General features: G+C 71.8%; 19 protein-coding genes and 2 pseudogenes. 11 read left to right on the top strand and 10 right to left on the bottom strand.

Annotated features, from left to right (window positions below; genetic code table 11):
* Positions 1-33 precede the first annotated feature (33 nt).
* Both PHY01_RS11305 and PHY01_RS28210 read right to left on the bottom strand, forming a co-directional pair.
* On the bottom strand, positions 34-447 hold the full coding sequence (locus tag PHY01_RS11305) for a GlcG/HbpS family heme-binding protein (RefSeq protein ID WP_141278548.1): 414 nt from the start codon (positions 445-447) through the stop codon (positions 34-36).
* A 239-nt stretch (positions 448-686) separates the two neighbouring features.
* Positions 687-1,631: a cold-shock protein gene (locus PHY01_RS28210; protein ID WP_141278547.1), complete on the bottom strand. Its 945-nt coding sequence runs from the start codon at positions 1,629-1,631 to the stop codon at positions 687-689.
* A 152-nt stretch (positions 1,632-1,783) separates the two neighbouring features.
* Here PHY01_RS28210 and PHY01_RS11295 point away from each other — a divergent pair, with 152 nt between their 5' ends.
* Both PHY01_RS11295 and PHY01_RS11290 read left to right on the top strand, forming a co-directional pair.
* Complete coding sequence (locus PHY01_RS11295; RefSeq protein ID WP_141278546.1) at positions 1,784-2,122, top strand: tetratricopeptide repeat protein; 339 nt, start codon at positions 1,784-1,786, stop codon at positions 2,120-2,122.
* Positions 2,119-3,171 (top strand): LLM class flavin-dependent oxidoreductase, encoded by a 1,053-nt coding sequence (locus PHY01_RS11290; RefSeq protein ID WP_246085839.1) that lies wholly within the window; start codon positions 2,119-2,121, stop codon positions 3,169-3,171. The genes PHY01_RS11295 and PHY01_RS11290 overlap by 4 nt, the downstream gene beginning before the upstream one ends.
* Positions 3,172-3,276: 105 nt before the next feature.
* Here the strand turns inward: PHY01_RS11290 and PHY01_RS11285 are convergent, their stop codons facing one another.
* The 6 genes and pseudogenes from PHY01_RS11285 to PHY01_RS26430 form a co-directional block, all read right to left on the bottom strand.
* Complete coding sequence (locus PHY01_RS11285) at positions 3,277-3,825, bottom strand: alpha/beta fold hydrolase (RefSeq protein ID WP_246085838.1); 549 nt, start codon at positions 3,823-3,825, stop codon at positions 3,277-3,279.
* A gap of 62 nt (positions 3,826-3,887) precedes the next feature.
* A pseudogene (locus tag PHY01_RS28415) lies at positions 3,888-4,004 on the bottom strand (alpha/beta fold hydrolase); the annotation flags it as partial.
* Between the two features lie 140 nt (positions 4,005-4,144).
* Positions 4,145-4,939 (bottom strand): SDR family NAD(P)-dependent oxidoreductase, encoded by a 795-nt coding sequence (locus tag PHY01_RS11280; protein ID WP_141278545.1) that lies wholly within the window; start codon positions 4,937-4,939, stop codon positions 4,145-4,147.
* 121 nt (positions 4,940-5,060) lie between these two features.
* The gene (locus PHY01_RS11275; protein ID WP_170183760.1) at positions 5,061-5,333 is read right to left on the bottom strand and encodes a helix-turn-helix domain-containing protein; all 273 of its coding nucleotides are present in this window, start codon (positions 5,331-5,333) and stop codon (positions 5,061-5,063) included.
* Positions 5,334-5,738: 405 nt separating this feature from the next.
* Positions 5,739-6,242 (bottom strand): hypothetical protein, encoded by a 504-nt coding sequence (locus tag PHY01_RS11270; RefSeq protein WP_141278543.1) that lies wholly within the window; start codon positions 6,240-6,242, stop codon positions 5,739-5,741.
* 83 nt (positions 6,243-6,325) lie between these two features.
* Positions 6,326-6,478 carry a hypothetical protein gene (locus PHY01_RS26430; protein ID WP_170183759.1) on the bottom strand — a complete coding sequence of 51 codons (153 nt, stop codon included), beginning with the start codon at positions 6,476-6,478 and terminating at the stop codon, positions 6,326-6,328.
* A gap of 471 nt (positions 6,479-6,949) precedes the next feature.
* Between PHY01_RS26430 and PHY01_RS27550 the strand changes: the two are divergent.
* Positions 6,950-7,036 (top strand): annotated as a pseudogene (locus PHY01_RS27550) (hypothetical protein); the annotation flags it as partial.
* A gap of 143 nt (positions 7,037-7,179) precedes the next feature.
* Here PHY01_RS27550 and PHY01_RS27545 read toward each other — a convergent pair.
* Positions 7,180-7,752 carry a TetR/AcrR family transcriptional regulator gene (locus PHY01_RS27545; RefSeq protein ID WP_170183758.1) on the bottom strand — a complete coding sequence of 191 codons (573 nt, stop codon included), beginning with the start codon at positions 7,750-7,752 and terminating at the stop codon, positions 7,180-7,182.
* 71 nt (positions 7,753-7,823) lie between these two features.
* On the opposite strand from PHY01_RS27545, the gene PHY01_RS11255 reads away from it, so the two are divergent.
* Positions 7,824-8,759, top strand: a complete 936-nt coding sequence (locus PHY01_RS11255; protein WP_141278541.1) for an alpha/beta hydrolase — start codon at positions 7,824-7,826, stop codon at positions 8,757-8,759.
* A gap of 291 nt (positions 8,760-9,050) precedes the next feature.
* On the top strand, positions 9,051-9,296 hold the full coding sequence (locus tag PHY01_RS11250; RefSeq protein ID WP_141278540.1) for a hypothetical protein: 246 nt from the start codon (positions 9,051-9,053) through the stop codon (positions 9,294-9,296).
* 237 nt (positions 9,297-9,533) lie between these two features.
* On the opposite strand, the gene PHY01_RS11245 is transcribed toward PHY01_RS11250, so the two are convergent.
* Positions 9,534-9,962 carry a hypothetical protein gene (locus tag PHY01_RS11245; RefSeq protein WP_141278539.1) on the bottom strand — a complete coding sequence of 143 codons (429 nt, stop codon included), beginning with the start codon at positions 9,960-9,962 and terminating at the stop codon, positions 9,534-9,536.
* A 178-nt stretch (positions 9,963-10,140) separates the two neighbouring features.
* Here PHY01_RS11245 and PHY01_RS11240 point away from each other — a divergent pair, with 178 nt between their 5' ends.
* The 6 genes from PHY01_RS11240 to PHY01_RS11215 all read left to right on the top strand — a co-directional run.
* On the top strand, positions 10,141-10,764 hold the full coding sequence (locus PHY01_RS11240; protein WP_141278538.1) for a hypothetical protein: 624 nt from the start codon (positions 10,141-10,143) through the stop codon (positions 10,762-10,764).
* A 118-nt stretch (positions 10,765-10,882) separates the two neighbouring features.
* On the top strand, positions 10,883-11,119 hold the full coding sequence (locus tag PHY01_RS11235; protein ID WP_141278537.1) for a hypothetical protein: 237 nt from the start codon (positions 10,883-10,885) through the stop codon (positions 11,117-11,119).
* 281 nt (positions 11,120-11,400) lie between these two features.
* A complete protein-coding gene (gene istA, locus PHY01_RS11230) occupies positions 11,401-12,678 on the top strand; it encodes an IS21 family transposase (protein ID WP_141278536.1) in 1,278 nt (425 codons plus the stop codon).
* Positions 12,679-13,464: an IS21-like element helper ATPase IstB gene (istB, locus tag PHY01_RS11225; RefSeq protein ID WP_141278535.1), complete on the top strand. Its 786-nt coding sequence runs from the start codon at positions 12,679-12,681 to the stop codon at positions 13,462-13,464. It abuts the gene before it with no gap.
* A gap of 698 nt (positions 13,465-14,162) precedes the next feature.
* Positions 14,163-14,432: a helix-turn-helix domain-containing protein gene (locus tag PHY01_RS27540; RefSeq protein ID WP_246085837.1), complete on the top strand. Its 270-nt coding sequence runs from the start codon at positions 14,163-14,165 to the stop codon at positions 14,430-14,432.
* Positions 14,432-15,476, top strand: a 1,045-nt coding sequence (locus PHY01_RS11215; RefSeq protein WP_141278534.1) for a tyrosine-type recombinase/integrase, incomplete at its 3' end; no start/stop codon positions are given. The genes PHY01_RS27540 and PHY01_RS11215, both read left to right, overlap by 1 nt.

Raw genomic sequence — 15,476 nt, 5'->3', positions numbered from 1 at the left:
TCACGATGGCGTCTCCGCTGCGTTGCGCGGCACTCAGAGGGCCGCGGCCGCGGCCTCGGCCACGGTCTGGTCCTGCTCGCCGCTGCCGCCGCTGACGCCCACCGCACCGACGATCCGGTCGCCGACACGCAGCGGGACACCGCCGGCGAAGATCATGACGCGCCCGTGGTTGGAGGCGTTGATCCCGAAGAACTGCGCACCGGGCCCGGCGTTCGCCCCGAGGTCCGCGGTGGTGATGTCGAACGCCCGGGACGTGAAGGCCTTGTTGATGGAGATGTCGACGCTCCCGATCCACGCACCGTCCATCCGGACGTGCGCGACGAGGTTCCCGCCGACGTCGACGACGGCGATGTTGCTGGGCTGGCCGATCTCGCCGGCCTTGGCCTCCCCGGCGGCGATGATCCGCCGCGCGTCTTCCAGGGAGACCGATTCGTACTTGAGGGTCATGGCGACGTCCCGTCCGTTGTGGGGTTCCCCGATGTGTGCCGACCCAGGCTGTCCAGCGCCGACCCCCCGCACCTCCGCCTGTCGGGCTCAACGTTGCGCCGTCAGTGCGCACGGCAGACCCATCCGGAGCACCGATCGGTCCTGCGCCTGCGCATCGGTGTGGTCGGCAGCCGCGATGCCGACGGGTGTGCGCGGGCGCCGTCATCGGGAAGACGAACAGCGGTGGTGGTCCCGCCTCGTCAGAGGCGCTCGACCCGGTCGGCCTGCGGGCCCCGGTCGCTCTGACGCACCGCGTACCGGACCCGGTCGCCCCTCTCCAGCGGCTCCGACCCCGTGATCACCGATACGTGCACGAAGAGATCGTCGCCGCCCGCGTCCGGGGTGATGAAACCGAATCCGCGGTCGCCGTCGAAGCGTGCGACGACGCCCTCGCCGCCTCGCACGGGCACGTCCCGCGACGCGGGCGCCGCGGCCGCGGCAGGTGCCGACCGCTGCGGCGACGCCGGGGGCTCGGCGCCCCGGACCAGGTGCACGTCGCGGGCCTGCGGACCCTTGTCGCCGCTGACCACCGCGTAGTCGACGCGGTCACCCTCGGTGAGCCACGTCAGCCCCTCGGCCAGGGCGCGGGCGTGCACGAAGACGTCCTCGGCGCCGGAGTCGGGGCTGATGAAGCCGAAGCCCTTGTCCTCGTCGTACCAGGCCACCGTGCCGTCGGCACCGTCCGCGCCGGCCGTGGCGGGCAGGCCGGCCCCCGCTCCCAGCGGGATCACGTTCCCGGCCTGCGGGCCGCGCTCGCCCTCGACGACCAGGAAGGCCACCCGCTGCCCCTCGGTGACCACGCCGCCGGTCACGATGGCCGAGCTGTGCACGAAGATGTCGGCGCCACCGCCGTCCGGCGACGCGAAGCCGTACCCCTTGCCCGGCTCGTACCAGGTGACGGTGCCGAGCAGGCCCACGGCGCTGCCGGCGGCCACGTCGGCGGTGACGCGGACGCGCAGCGCCTGGGGCCCGCGGTCGTTCTCGCCGGCCTCGAACACGACGGCCTGGCCCTCGCGGAGCACCTTCGCGGCGCCGTCCCCGACGATCTCGGAGGCGTGCACGAACACGTCCGGCGAGCCGTCCTCGGGCGCGAGGAAGCCGAAGCCCCGTTCGGCGTCGAACCAACGGACGGTCCCCTGCGGCATCGAGGGCTCCAGATCGGGAGGGCGGGCAATGACCCCAGTCTCCCCGACCGGTCTCGCGGCCCGTCGGGCCGGGCCGGGCGGTGGAATAGGACGCCCGCCGGAAACGCTACCTCCCCTTATAGTTGAACGTTCACACTCAAGGGGGTGGCGGAATGACCACGACGCAGACATCGCCGAACCAGCGGTGGGCCCGCGCACACGGCCTCTTCGACACCGGGGAGTTCGACGCGGCCGCGGCGCTGCTCGCCGAGCTGGTGGCGACCACCGAGTCGGCGACCGACACCCTCGCCGTGCGGCTGCTGCTGGCCCGCGCCTACTACCACTCCGCCCAGCTGCACCACGCCGAGGCCGAGACCCGCGCGGTGCTGGCCGCCGACCCCGCCAACGCCTACGCCTGGCTGCTCCTCGGGCGGACCCTGGAGCGTCAGAGCCGGCACGCCGAGGCGGGCGGGCCGCTGCGGATGGCCGCGGCGATGGGCCTGGACCGATGAGCACGAGCGACCAGGAGGTGGGTGCGATGGAGATCGGGATCGACAACTTCGTGGCGGCCGACCCGGCCGTCGAGCCCGCCCGGCAGATGCAGGACGTGCTGGCCCAGATCGCCCGGGCCGACAGCGCGGGCGTGCACACGTTCGGCATCGGCGAGCACCACCGGGAGGGGTTCCTCGACTCCGCCCCCGCCACCATCCTGTCCGCGGCGGCGGCGATCACGGAGCGGATCCGGCTGCGCAGCGCGGTCACGGTGCTCAGCGCCGACGACCCGGTGCGGGTCTTCGAGAGCTACGCGACGCTCGATCTGATCTCGCAGGGTCGCGCGGAGCTCGTCGTCGGCCGCGGGTCGTTCACCGAGGCCTTCCCGCTGTTCGGGCTGGACCTGGCCGACTACGACGCGCTGTTCGAGGAGAAGCTCGACCTGCTGCTGACGCTGCGCGACGACGCACACCCGCACTGGTCGGGCCGCCACCGCGCGCCGCTGACCGGCCAGGGAGTGTTCCCCCGCCCGCACCAGGCGCAGCTGCCGATCTGGCTGGGCGTCGGCGGCACCCCGTCGTCGTTCGTGCGGGTAGGCGTGCTCGGGCTGCCGCTGATGGTCGCGATCATCGGCGGCCCGCCGGCCCGCTTCCGGTCCCTGGTCGACCTGTACCGGGAGACCGGGCGGCGGGCCGGACACCCGGCGGAGCAGCTGAAGGTCGGCGCGCACCTCATCGGGTTCGTGGGCGACACCGACGAGCAGGCCGCCGAGGCCTTCTACCCCGGCCACGCGGAGATGTTCACGCGGATCGGGCGCGAGCGGGGCTTCCCGCCCGTCACCCGCGCCGGGTACGAGGCCCAGCGCGGGCCGGGCGGGCCGTACCTGATCGGCGACCCCGAGACGGTGGCCCGGCGGGCCCGGGAGATCTCGGCCGAGCTCGGCGGCGTCTCCCGGCTGACCGTCCAGATGACCAACGGGCGGATGCCGCACGAGACGATGCTGCGGAGCATCGAGCTGCTGGGGTCGAAGGTGGTCCCGCTGCTGGACGGACGCGCCCAGCCGCGGTGACCGGCCGCGTCGGCCCGACGCGGCGACGACGGGTCCCGGACCGATGAAGCTCCGGTACCCGGTCGGCGACGACGGGTGCGATCCCGCGGCCCCGTCCGACCGCGATCACGTGTCGAGGAACTCCGCCACCACGGCGTTGAACCGGTCGGGGTTCTCCAGGAACGGGAAGTGCGAGTTCGCCTCCGTCACGGGGAAGACGTAGAGCTGCGCTCCGGGCACCTGCTCGGCGATGTAGCGCTGCGAGCCGGGGCTGACGTGGCTGCCGTCGCAGCCGACGACGAGCGTGGGCACGTCGACGCGGGGCAGGACGTCTCGCCAGTCCTGGGCGCAGTGGTCGAACAGCAGCGGGACGGCCGCGCGCGGCGGGATCGTCCCCAGCTCGGAGGCGACGAAGTCCCACACCGCGGGGTCGGGCTCGCCGCTGAACATGCTGCGGACGAAGGCCGTCGTCGCCTTCTCCGAGTCCTCCCCCGCCAGGCTGTCGGCGAGCCCGACGAGCGCGGCGACGTCGAAGATCGCGCCGCTCTCCTGCTGCTCCTGCGTCGACATCCACGGCACGGCGGCGACGGCGGCGGGCTGGTCGACCGCGACGAAGCGGCGGACCCGGTCGCTGCCGTACTGGTCGAGGAAGCTCCACCACACCGACACCCCCATCGACCCACCAGCGCGTCGACCTCCTCGACGCCGAGGTGGTCGAGCAGCTCCCGGACGTCGGCGGCCAGGCGCGCGATCCGGTAGCCGTGGTGCGGCTTGGCGGAGCGGCCGTGGCCACGCTGGTCGAGGGTCACGACGCGGCGGCCCGGCGCGAGCCCGGAGAGCTGGTGGCGGAACATCGCCTGGGTCTGGCCCCAGCCGTGCAGCAGCACCAGCGGGACGCCGCCCGCCGCCGGGTCGGTGTCCTCGAAGGCGAGCTCGACGCCGTCGCGGGTCGTGAAGGTCGGCATGGCCACTCCTGTGTGGGTGTCGGGGCGGGTCAGACGGCGCGGGCGTGCAACCCGCCGTCGACGGGCAGCAGTGCGCCCGTCACGTAGGCGGCCTCGTCGGAGGCCAGGAACAGCGCGGCGTGCGCGACGTCGTACGCCGTGCCCATCGCGCCGGTGGGGCTCAGGGCGTCGCGGCGGGCGCGGACGTCGGCGGGATCGTCGGCGCCGGCGAGCTGGCGGTACACCAGCGGGGTGTCGATCAGCCCGGCCAGCACGGCGTTGACGCGCACCCGTCCCGCGTACTCGACGGCGAGGCTGCGGGTGAGCTGGTTGACCGCCGCCTTCGCCGCCGCGTAGCCCGGGTAGGGGTAGCCGGTCCAGCGGATCGACGCCGTCGAGGAGACGGTGACGATGCAGCCGCGGCGGCGTACGAGGTGCGGGAGGGTGGCGCGGGCGCTGAGGAAGACGCTGTCGAGGTTGACGCTCACCGCGGCCCGCCACTGGTCCAGCGTCAGGTCCTCGATGCCGCCGAGCCGGGCCGAGCCGACGTTGTTGTGCACGACGTCGATCCCGCCGAACGCCTCCACGGTGCAGGCGACGGCGCGGTCGACGTCCTCGGCGACGGTGACGTCGGCGACCACCGCCCGGGCCCGGCCGCCGGCCTCGTGCACGGCGTCGACGGTGCGCTCCGCGGCGTCGGCGTCCCGGTCGACGACGACCACGCGGGCGCCGTGCGCGGCGAAGGTCGTGGCGCAGGCGAAACCGATGCCGGTGACGCCGGCGGGGCCGCCGGGGCTGTGGCCGCCGCCGAGGACCAGCGCGGTGCGCCCGTCGAGCCTGCCCATCGCACCCCCTCGGCCGTCGTCCGCGTCGACCGGGAGCGTGCTCCGGGTCACTGCGCCCGCGCGACCGCGATCCGTAGCGGATCCGGCACGACGGCGTGCTCGTTCTGTCGAAGAGCGCAGCTCAACGCCACGAGTCGAGCCGTAGACCGAGGTGCAGGACCAGGCGGTCGCGGCCGTCGGAGAGGTCCATGCCGGTGATCTCCTCGATCCGCCGCAGGCGGTGGTAGAGCGAGGTCCGGTGCAGCGCCAGCGCCTTCGCGGTGCGCGGCGCGGACCCGGCCTCGTCGAGGTAGACCGCGAGGGTCTCGCGGAGCCGGTCGCCCGGGTCGTGGGCGGCCAGGGCGCGCAGGGCGCGGGCGGCGGGGTGTCGGGCGGCAGGTCGTCGGGAAGGCACAGCAGCACGGCCAGCTCGCCCAGGCGCTCCCACAGCGCGACGCCGCCCGGGTCGCGGCGGGCCGCGCGCAGCGCCACCTCGGCCTGGCGCGCCGACTGCCACGCCGCGCCGGGCCCGACGCCGGCGCCGACCCCCACCGCGACCCGCGCGTCACGACCCAGCGCGCGCCCCACCTCGGCGCGCAGCGCGGCGGCGTCGGCGGCGAGCCGCTCGGGCCCGGTGGCGGGCGCCACCCGCACCGCGCGCGTGCCGTCGACGGCGACCGCACCGCCGGCGCGCCCGGTCCCCGGCCGCAGCACCGCACCGGTGAGGGCGACCTCGGCAAGTGCCGCGTCGACCGGCCCGCCGGCCTCGACGACCACCACGGCGACCCGCTCCGGCAGCACCACCCCGGCGGCCCGCAGGTCACCGAGCGCGGCCTCGCGGGCGTCGGCGTCCGGCCCGAGCAGCGCGCACCGCCCGCTCCCGACCGGCCCGGCCCGCGGCGGCCGCCGCGGCGCGGGCGGCCAGCAGCGCGGCGGCGGCGTCGGCGGCCACCGCCACGGCCGCCCGCTCGGGGTCGGTGACCGAGCCGTCGGCGTCGATCACCATGAGTGTGCCGAGGAACTCCCCGCGCACCCGCAGCGGCGCACACAGCCGGGGCAGCAGGCCCAGTGCGGGGTCGCCGGGAACCGTCGCCGGCGCGGTCCAGCGCGTGACGCCCTGGCCCAGGACGTGGGCGCGCACCTCGTCGCCGGGGTCGCGCTGCAGGATCGCGCGGATCCGCACCGGGTCGGCGTCGCCGAAGTGGCGGCTGCTGCACAGCGGTCGCACCAGGGGGTCGTTGACGACGACCGAGCGCCCCAGCCGCTCGGCCAGCTCGTCGACGACGCCCTGCACCTCGTCGGTCGCCCCGGACCAGCCCGTCATCCCGCACCTCCACCGGGCACTCTCCCGCACGCGCCACCGGCGGAACAGCGGCAGAGGCTCCGGGTCGGGCGGTGCCGGACGGGTCAGGTCGTCATCTCGGCGGCAGCGCCGCCCACCGGCCGGGCCGGCTCGCCGGTACGCCGTGCGGGCGTCCCCAGCATCGCCTCGACCCGCTCCATCCCGAGCGCGAGGAGCATCACCACGAGGGGCACGAGGACGAACATCACGGCGGTCATGTCAGGACGGATGCTCCGGGCCCGGGGGGAGTTACACCCGGCCCGGGTTCACGGCGGCCGCAGCTCCCTGAGCTGACCACCCGGCGTGCGATGTGGCACCTGGGTGGGGGCCGGGGCGAGGATCCGCAGTCCGGGGCGTGGCCCACCCTCGGCGCACCGCACGTCGCCCACACCGCGACGAGCCGGCAGGCCCGGTTCGGTTACGTCGCCGCGGGGCTGGGTCTGTGCGCACTCCCCCGCGCTCGCCGCCCCGGCCGTCCCGACCGGCGTGCGGGTCATCGACGTCGACGACCCCCGACACCATCTGCGCACCACCCTGCTGCTGACCGGCGAGGTGCCCACCCCGGCGGCCATGGCCATGCTGGCGGCGCTCCACCGGGCGGCCGACACCCTGCGAGAAGGGCCGGCCCATCGAGCCGCCGGAACCGGCAGTAGTCGCCGCCCGGGCACCGCCATGAACACCACGGCGGCGCCGGGTACATGCGCGAGATCCCCGTCGAGCGGATCCACCGCGGCGTCCGGCTGCTGCGTCTCTACGAGGGACGCGAGATCCAGCGCCTCATCATCGGCGGCGGACCGGTCCGGAGGCACTGGCCGCCGCCACCCAGGAGTCACCCGGCTGGACGAGCAGGTAGACCGCTGAGGCGAGCACGAGCGCGTGGAGCGCGACGTCGACGACGGTGCGGCGCGCGCTCGCGCCGTCACTCCGGCCGAGGTGTCGTGGCGACCGTGGCCGCGTGGTGGAGACGGTCGGCGACGACCGCGCAGAGTTGCCGGGTCGTCTCGTCGTCGAGGTCGTGGGTGATCGCGCCCTCGAGCGCGAACGTCGCCACGGCGATCTCCGCGGGACGGCGGTCCGTGGCGATGGGGCCGGGAAGTTGCCGGGTGAAGAGGGCCTCGAAGGTCGTGTGGAATCCGGTGTGCCAGGTGCGGACGGCGTCGGACACGGCCACCCGGCCGTGCATCGTGGCGACGAGATGCCGCACCGGTCGCAGCCTGTGGATCAGCCACGACAGCTGCGCGGCGAGTGGGCGACCCGTCAGCGACGCGTGCTCGTGCAGCAGCGCGTCCGTGAACCGGTCGGCGACCGCGACGAGCAGCTCGTCCTTGTCGCGGAAGTACCAGTACAGGGTGTTCGGCGTGACGCCGGCCCTGCGGGCGAGGCGGGTCATCGACGTGGCCTCGTAGCCGTCGACGACGAACAGCTCGGCCGCGGCGGCCAGCAGCTCCTCGCGCTTCTCCTCCCGGGGGACCGGGCGACGGTTCCGCGGCACACCACCATCTTGACGGCCATTCAAGACGCCTGCAACATGCTCTTGAACAGCAATCAAGAAAGGTGGGCGACATGACCGCCGACGCCGTCCCCGGGCGCCGTGAGCTGCACTTCCCCTCCGGCGCCGACCGCTGTCACGCCTGGCTCTACCTGCCGGTCGCGGACGCGACGACCGGGCCCCCGCCGGTGGTGGTCATGGCCCACGGTCTCGGCGCAGTGAAGACGCTCCGGCTGGCGGCGTTCGCGGAGCGGTTCCGGGACGCCGGCTACGCCTGCCTGGTCTTCGACTACCGCCACTTCGGCGACAGCGAGGGCCGGCCACGGGAGCTGCTCAGCATCCGTCGCCAGCGCGCGGACTGGCACGCCGCCATCGCGTGCGCGCGCTCGCTCCCCGAGGTCGACGGCGACCGGGTCGTCCTGTGGGGGACCTCCTTCGGCGGCGGCCACGCCATCACCACCGCCGCCGAGGACCCCGGCGTCGTCGCCACGATCGCGCAGTGCCCGTTCGTCGACGGCCTGGCCTCCGCCCGGCAGCTCTCGCCGCGCTCGACCGCGCGGCTGGGCGTGGCCGCGGTCCGGGACCAGATCGCGCGCCTGCTCGGCCGGTCACCGGTCCGCGTCAAGGTGGCGGCCCGCCCCGGGGAGATCGGGCTGATGGACGCACCGGACGTCACCGACGGCTTCCTCACGCTCCTGGCGGCCTCCGGTCTCACCGAGGAGGAGGCGCGCAACGCGGTGCCCGCCCGCGTCGCGTTCGAGATCCCCGTCCACCGGCCCGGACGGCAGGCCCGGCACGTCCGCTGCCCGATCCTGTTCTGCGTCTGCGACCACGATTCGGTGGCCCCGGCCGAGGCCACCCTCCGCCACGCCGCCGGAGCCCCCCGCGGCGAGATCAAGCGCTACCCGGCCGGCCACTTCGACATCTACACCGGCGACCACTTCGAGCGCATGGTCGCCGACCAGATCGCCTTCCTCGACGCCCACGTCTCCGCCTCGGTCGCAGCCTGACCAGGCTTTCGTCAGCGTCATGCCGACCCGCGGACCCGGGTCAGAACTGCAGCAGCGAGCGGTTGAGGGTGACGGAGCTGACCCACTCGCGAGCTCCGCGGGAACGTCGCACTCGTCGGGGATGCCAGAGCTGCAGATGTCGTGCGCGTTGGCGGCTCTGAGGCACCGAACTCGATGCCGCGAACCTCTGGCGGGACTTCCGCCGGGCCACCGCGGCCGCAGGGCTGGATGCCACGAACCGGACACCGCGAGCTGCGCCACAGCTTCGTCTCCCTGCTCTCCGACGAAGGCGTGCCGATCGAGCAGATCGCCCGACCGGTCGGCCACGCCGGCGGCTCGGCCGTGACGGAGACGGTCTACCGCAAGCAGCCACGGCCGATCATCGACGATGGCGCGACCGTCGTGAACCGGGTCTTCCGCACCGGGAGCGGTAGTCACCGGTCCGTCCCGGAACGGACGAACGGCCTGGTCAACAGCTTCATTAGACGCTGCGACCAGGCCGTTCGGCTGTGGGCGATACTGGGATCGAACCAGTGACCTCTTCGGTGTGAACGCTGATCGGGATCAACGGCTCGTGCTCTTGGGGCACGTTGATGCTGGTCAGCTAGGGCGTCCGTCGTGGCCAGAAGCTGCGAATCTGCCCGAACGCCGTAGGTCTTGCTGACTGGTTGCTGACGGCTGGCGGAGCGACGGGGCGTCGCGTGGCGGCAGCGAGAGGGCCGTTGTCGTGACGACGGTGGATCCCGGCCAGCCCTAGCGGCAGTGCTGATGGGTTCAGACGTAGAGCACGTCGTCGCCGGGCCGGCCGCGGCGCGCCCGTTCGGCGAATCCCTCGTAGAAGAACGGCACGTTGCCGGCCTCGTCCACCGGAGACCCTGCCCGCACCCGGTCCCACGTGATCATCGCGACGCGGAACTCGGGCTCGCCCACGACGAGGACGGGTTGGGCGTGCTCCCCGTGCCGCGAGTACTGGCCGCCGAGTTCTCGCCGTCCGACCTCCAGGACGTAGCAGCCGAACCACTGGACGAACTTCACGGCCTGGTCCTCGTCGAAGGCGGCGTACCACTCGGTGGCGTCTTCCTGCATGTCCTCGACATCGGCCAGGCTGCGTGCCGAGAAGTCGAGGGTGCCGCCGCGGTGGCCGCGCACGAGTTCCACGGCGTGCTCGGCCATCCGGGCCATCTCGTCCTGGAACCCGTCCATCCGACGCCTCCCGATCCGGTGCCCGTCGGTCGCCTGATCTTGCCCTCGTGGCCGCCCTGAACCTAGACCGCACCGGTTGCCCGACCGGTTCGAGGAGGAGTCCGTCAGCATCTATTGGGGGCGCCAATCGGAATTCCCAGATCCGCTAAGATGGCGCGAGTTAGCCCAAGGAGGCGGTGTGGCGGACGAGCCTGGGTCCTCGCCTGAAGACGACGAATACCGGATAAAGCGCGAGCGGGCGTTCCACGCGTTGGTGGAAGCGGAATCCTCGACTATCTTTGACTACGGTGTCTCTCCGCAGCACGAGTACTACGGCGATATCGAGTTCGAGCGAACCCTGCACCGTGAGCTGTCGATAAGAGCAGGAAACTTTCTGATAGTCGGTGAAGGTCGACGTCTCGCTCTCGAGTTGAGGGTCATCGTCGTGCGCTGCCGCGAACACGGCTGCTACCTCGCCGACGTATATCGATTTCCGCTTCGGGAGGGTGAACGGTACCTAGCGATGACCAACGTCAGGCGAGGTAGAAGCCATGCGGCGTTCCTCAATTGGGCGTTCTCGGACGAGTACCGCTGCATGCCGGGCTACCTGCCCAGTGGTTGCCGGCACGGCACGGCTCGGCTCGGCACTGGCTGGCTCTTCGACTGCGTGGGCGCGCACCGCCGCTGGAAGCACGGGCTGGAGACCGTCGAGGAGTTCGAGTGGAAGCTGCCACCGGACATATACAACGGCCGGAACAGCGGGGTCTTCCACCCACCTCGGAGCATCTGGCAGCCAACCCCTCGGACCCGTCCGGTACGATGAAAGTCAAACCAAACAACGAGTCCGCGCTGCCCTAAGGCGCGTGTGGTCCAAGAGGCCCCGCCGCAGCCGCCCGGAGATGGACGCCCGGGAACGACGCCCACGGAGGGTCTGGTTCCCCGTGCCCATCGAGATTATCGTGCCTGTCGCCGGTTCAGCACTTCTCGGCTTTTTTGGCTGGCTCAAATACCGGGCCTACCTCCAGTTCATGACGCATGTAGTCGAGAAGCTCGGCGATAAGCGCGCAGCCGAGATTGCGGCAATCGGCAGAATCTCGAAACCCGGGCTCGCCGTGAGCGAGCTGCCGACCAGGCGGCCCGGTCCGCGGAGGCAGAACAACACAGGAAGGGCCGCCTGACGCACGATCTAGCCAGCGACCACGGAGAAGTCGAGGGTCACCTTCTCCTGATGGTCGAACGGTGCGTAGTAGATGTCCACGGACCACTGGTAGTTCCCCGGCGGTAGATAGGCCTTACCGGTGGACGGCGCGCTCTGCCCGCTGGCTCCTGCCCGGAGCGTGACGACGCCCGTGCTGTGGACCGTCGTGGAGGGGCTAGCGGGTTACAGGTTGTCGACGACGCGCTGAGACTGACCCTGTAGCGACGGGTTGGGATTGACCCCCTCCGTGAGGCTGGAGGGGTGATCACGTTGGAGGAGTGGGCTGAGGTCCGTCGTCTGCACCGCGCGGAGGGTGTGTCGATCAAGGAGATCGTCCGCCGGTTGGGCCTGGCGCGGAACACCGTGCGGGCGGCGCTGCGGGCGGACGTGCCGCCCTCGCGTGAGCGTGGGCCGCGGGGGTCGCTCGTGGACGCGGTGGAGCCGCAGGTCCGGGCGCTGCTGGCCGAGTTCCCGCGGATGCCGGCGACGGTGATCGCGGAGCGGATCGGCTGGACGCACTCGTTGACCGTTCTGAAGGACCGGGTGCGTGAGCTGCGGCCGTTGTTCCTGCCGCCGGACCCCGCCGATCGCCTGGAGTACCGACCGGGCGAGCTCGCGCAGTGCGACCTGTGGTTCCCGCCGGTCCCGATCCCGATCGGCGCCAGCGGGACGCGGGTGGTGCCGGTGCTGGCGATGACGTGCGGCTACTCCCGGGTGACGGATGCGGTGATGATCCCCTCGCGCAAGGGCGGGGACATCCTGGCCGGGATGTGGGAGATCATCGGCGGGTGGGGCCGCTGCCCCCGGACGCTGGTCTGGGACCGCGAGGCCGCGATCGGCGGCACCGGGCGGCTCAGCGCCCCGGCGGCCGCGTTCGCCGGAACCCTCGGCATCCGGATCAAGCTGACCCCGGCGCGGGACCCGGAGTCCAAGGGGCTGGTCGAGCGGCGCAACGGCTACTTCGAGACCTCGTTCCTGCCCGGCCGCTCCTTCGTCTCACCGTTCGACTTCAACGCCCAGATCCAGGACTGGCTGACCGGGGTGGCCAACGCCCGGCACCTGCGCTCGATCGGGACCACCCCCGCCACGCGGTGGCCGGTCGACCGGGCCGGGATGGTCGAGCTGCCGCCGGTGGCGCCGCAGGTCGGGCTGACCGGGCGGATCCGGCTCTCGCGTGACTACTACGTGCGCGTCGACGGCAACGACTACTCGGTCAACCCGGCCGCGATCGGCCGGTTCGTCGACTGGATCGCCACCCCCGCCCTGGTCGCGGTCACTTGCGCCGGGCAGATCGTGGCCACCCATGAGCGCAGCTGGGGCAGTGGCGCCACGATCACCGATCCCGAGCACCGGTCCATCGCCCGGGCTCTACGCACCGAGTTCGCCGCCACCCGCGTCCGCCGCGACACCCGTTCTCACTCCGACGGACACGTCGTGGCCCTGCGCGCGCTGCCCGACTACGACGCCCTGTTCGGCGTGGCCTTCGACCCCGCCCCCGTCACCCCCGACACCCCCGCGACCACCGCAGAAAGGCACTAGATGACCGCCACGACCAACACCACGACCGAGCTCGGCTCGAAGCTGGCCTATCTGACCCGGGCGTTGAAGACGCCCACGATCACCCGCGTCTGGGAGGACCTCGCCGCCCAGGCCCGGGACCTGAACTGGTCGCACGAGGAGTACCTGACCGCGGTCCTGGAACGCCAGGTCGCCGACCGCGAGTCCGCCGGCACCACCATGCGCATCCGCACCGCGCACTTCCCGGCCGTGAAGACGTTGGAGGAGTTCAACCTCGACCACCTGCCCTCGCTGCGCCGCGACCTGCTCGCCCACCTCGCAACGGGCACGTTCGTCGCGAAGGCCGAGAACGTGATCCTGCTCGGACCGCCCGGGATCGGGAAGACCCACCTCGCGATCGGGCTCGGGGTCAAAGCCACCCAGGCCGGCTACTCGGTGCTGTTCGACACCGCCAGCAACTGGATCACCCGCCTTGCGGGCGCCCACCAGTCCGGGAACCTCGAGACCGAGCTACGCAAGATCCGCCGCTACAAGCTGATCATCATCGACGAGGTCGGATACATCCCCTTCGACCACGACGCGGCGAACCTGTTCTTCCAGCTCATCGCGTCGCGCTACGAACAGGGCTCGGTCATGGTCACCTCCAACCTGCCCTTCGGCCGCTGGGGCGAGGTCTTCGGCGACGAGATCGTCGCCGCCGCCATGATCGACAGACTCGTCCACCACGCCGAGGTCCTCACCCTCTCCGGCGACTCCTACCGCACCCGCGCCCGCCGCGAACTCCTCGCCAAGGACCGCAACAACTAGGACGAACCGGACCTCGGGGGGTCAGCCCCAATCCGTCGCGAGGGGGTCAGTTCTAGCGCGCCGTTGACAGCAAGTGGCGGCCTTCGCGCGGGTCAGAACCGAGGGATCTGTGGACAGGTCTGCACTGTCGTGTTCGCTGTGGACAGGAACGTCCGGAACCCCCCGGTTCCGGACGTCACACAGCGCATGAGTAGACCGAAGGTCTACTTAGCGCATATCTTGCTCCGCCGGGGGCATTGCCAGGGAACAGGAGGCCAGTCACCAACATTCTGTGGAACTATGCCTGGCCGGATCTTCGCTGCGGTTCTGGGTGACGCAGAATGATCAACAGCATTTTTCGACTGGCAGGGCGATTGATGGATCCACACCGGTCTCCGTCATCCACATCGCCTCCGCCGGCCTTGGCCTCCACCGCCGTGCTGTCCGATACTCCTTGCTGCGTCGGCCGCCTTCTCGCCTGCCGGGGAGACGCGTCGGAGCGTCGGACCACGGCGGAAACCTGGACCGCGCAGGAGGGGAACAGCATGACCCCGGGCCGGGGCAACGACGGGTCTGCCGGCGTGAGCGGGGAACAGTCCGCACCACCTCGATGGCAAGGCTAGAGCTGGGGAGTTTCCGCATGCGGCGGTCCAAGCGATCGTCCGGCGTTCTCGAACGAATGCTCCCGCCAGCCCGGCCGCGCAAGCGAGGAGGAGAACGTGAACAGCGAGCCGATCTCCAGATCATTTCATCGCCGGCGATGGGATTCGACATTGATCGACCCCACGGACCCGACGTCTGTCCATGACCTTCCGCCCCTAGAGATCTACACCGTCAACCAGGTCGCTGCCCGACTCGGCATCAGTGTCGGCCTCACCTACGAGATGGTGAAGGAAGGCGAGATTCCAGCGAAGCGACTCGGTCGGCGCTGGATCATCCCCCGAGCCCGGTTCCATGCGTGGCTCAACGATCTACCGGAGACAGCCTGATGGCCCACATCACCCCGACACCCGCAGGCGGCTGGCGAGCGAACTGGCGCGACCCGGCAGGCCGGCAACGGGCGAAGACCTTCGCCACGAAGCGGGAGGCGAAGCGCTTCCTCGCCGAGCTCGAGACCAGCCTCACCCGTGGGCTCTACGTCGACCCGCACGCCGGCCGAATGCTGTTCGATCCCTACGCCACCCGCTGGCTCGCGAGCCGCAACGACGAGATCACGACACGCGCTCGCGACGCGTCGGTCATGAGAACCCACATCATCCCGGCATGGGGCACGTGGACGCTCGGGCGGATCGATCACACCAGCGTCCAGGAGTGGATCACCGAGCTCGGTGAGCGGCGCTCCCCCGCCACCATCGCGGAGGCCCACCGCATCCTTTCCTCCGTTCTGCGGGCCGCTGTACGCGATCGACTGATCGCGTACGACCCGTGCGACGGCGTCAAGGTCCCGCGCCGTCGCAAGCGCGACACAGCCGATCAAATAGTCAGTCGGGACGTCGTTCGCAAGCAACTGCTGCCGGTCGTACCGCTCCGCTATCGGGCTGTCATCGCCGCCGCCGCTGGCACTGGGATGCGTTGGGGTGAGCTGGCCGGGCTGTGCGACGACGCGATCGACGACGGGTTACGGACCGTCCGCGTGATCCGCACCGTCGTCGAGGTCAGCGGGAACACGAGCTTCAAGCCTTTCCCCAAGTCCGCGGCCGGCCGGCGGGCCATCCCGGTCCCGTCGTGGCTACGTCCGGTCCTCGTCGCGCATCTCGAGCAGTACCCACCCGGCGAAAACGGCCTGATCTTCGGCAATCAGGTCGGCAAGCCACTGCGACGAACGCTGTTCCGAGCCAGAGTCTGGCGACCGGCCCTTGTCCGGGCAGGGCTTCTCGGCCGCGTCACACAGACCGGCGGAGACCGCTACCTGGCCACGTGGGTCGACCCGGACGGCACGACCATGAGCAAGCCCTTCGACACGGAGCCCGCTGCGGTCGGGTGCGTCGCCGAGCACGCCGCCGGCGGGCTGCGCTTTCACGATCTTCGTCACT

The sequence above is a fragment of the Pseudonocardia hydrocarbonoxydans genome (genome assembly GCF_006539565.1).
In the GTDB taxonomy this organism is placed as follows: domain Bacteria; phylum Actinomycetota; class Actinomycetes; order Mycobacteriales; family Pseudonocardiaceae; genus Pseudonocardia; species Pseudonocardia hydrocarbonoxydans.
Note: the sequence above shows the minus strand (reverse complement) of the source record. Positions and strands in the feature narration are given on the sequence as shown.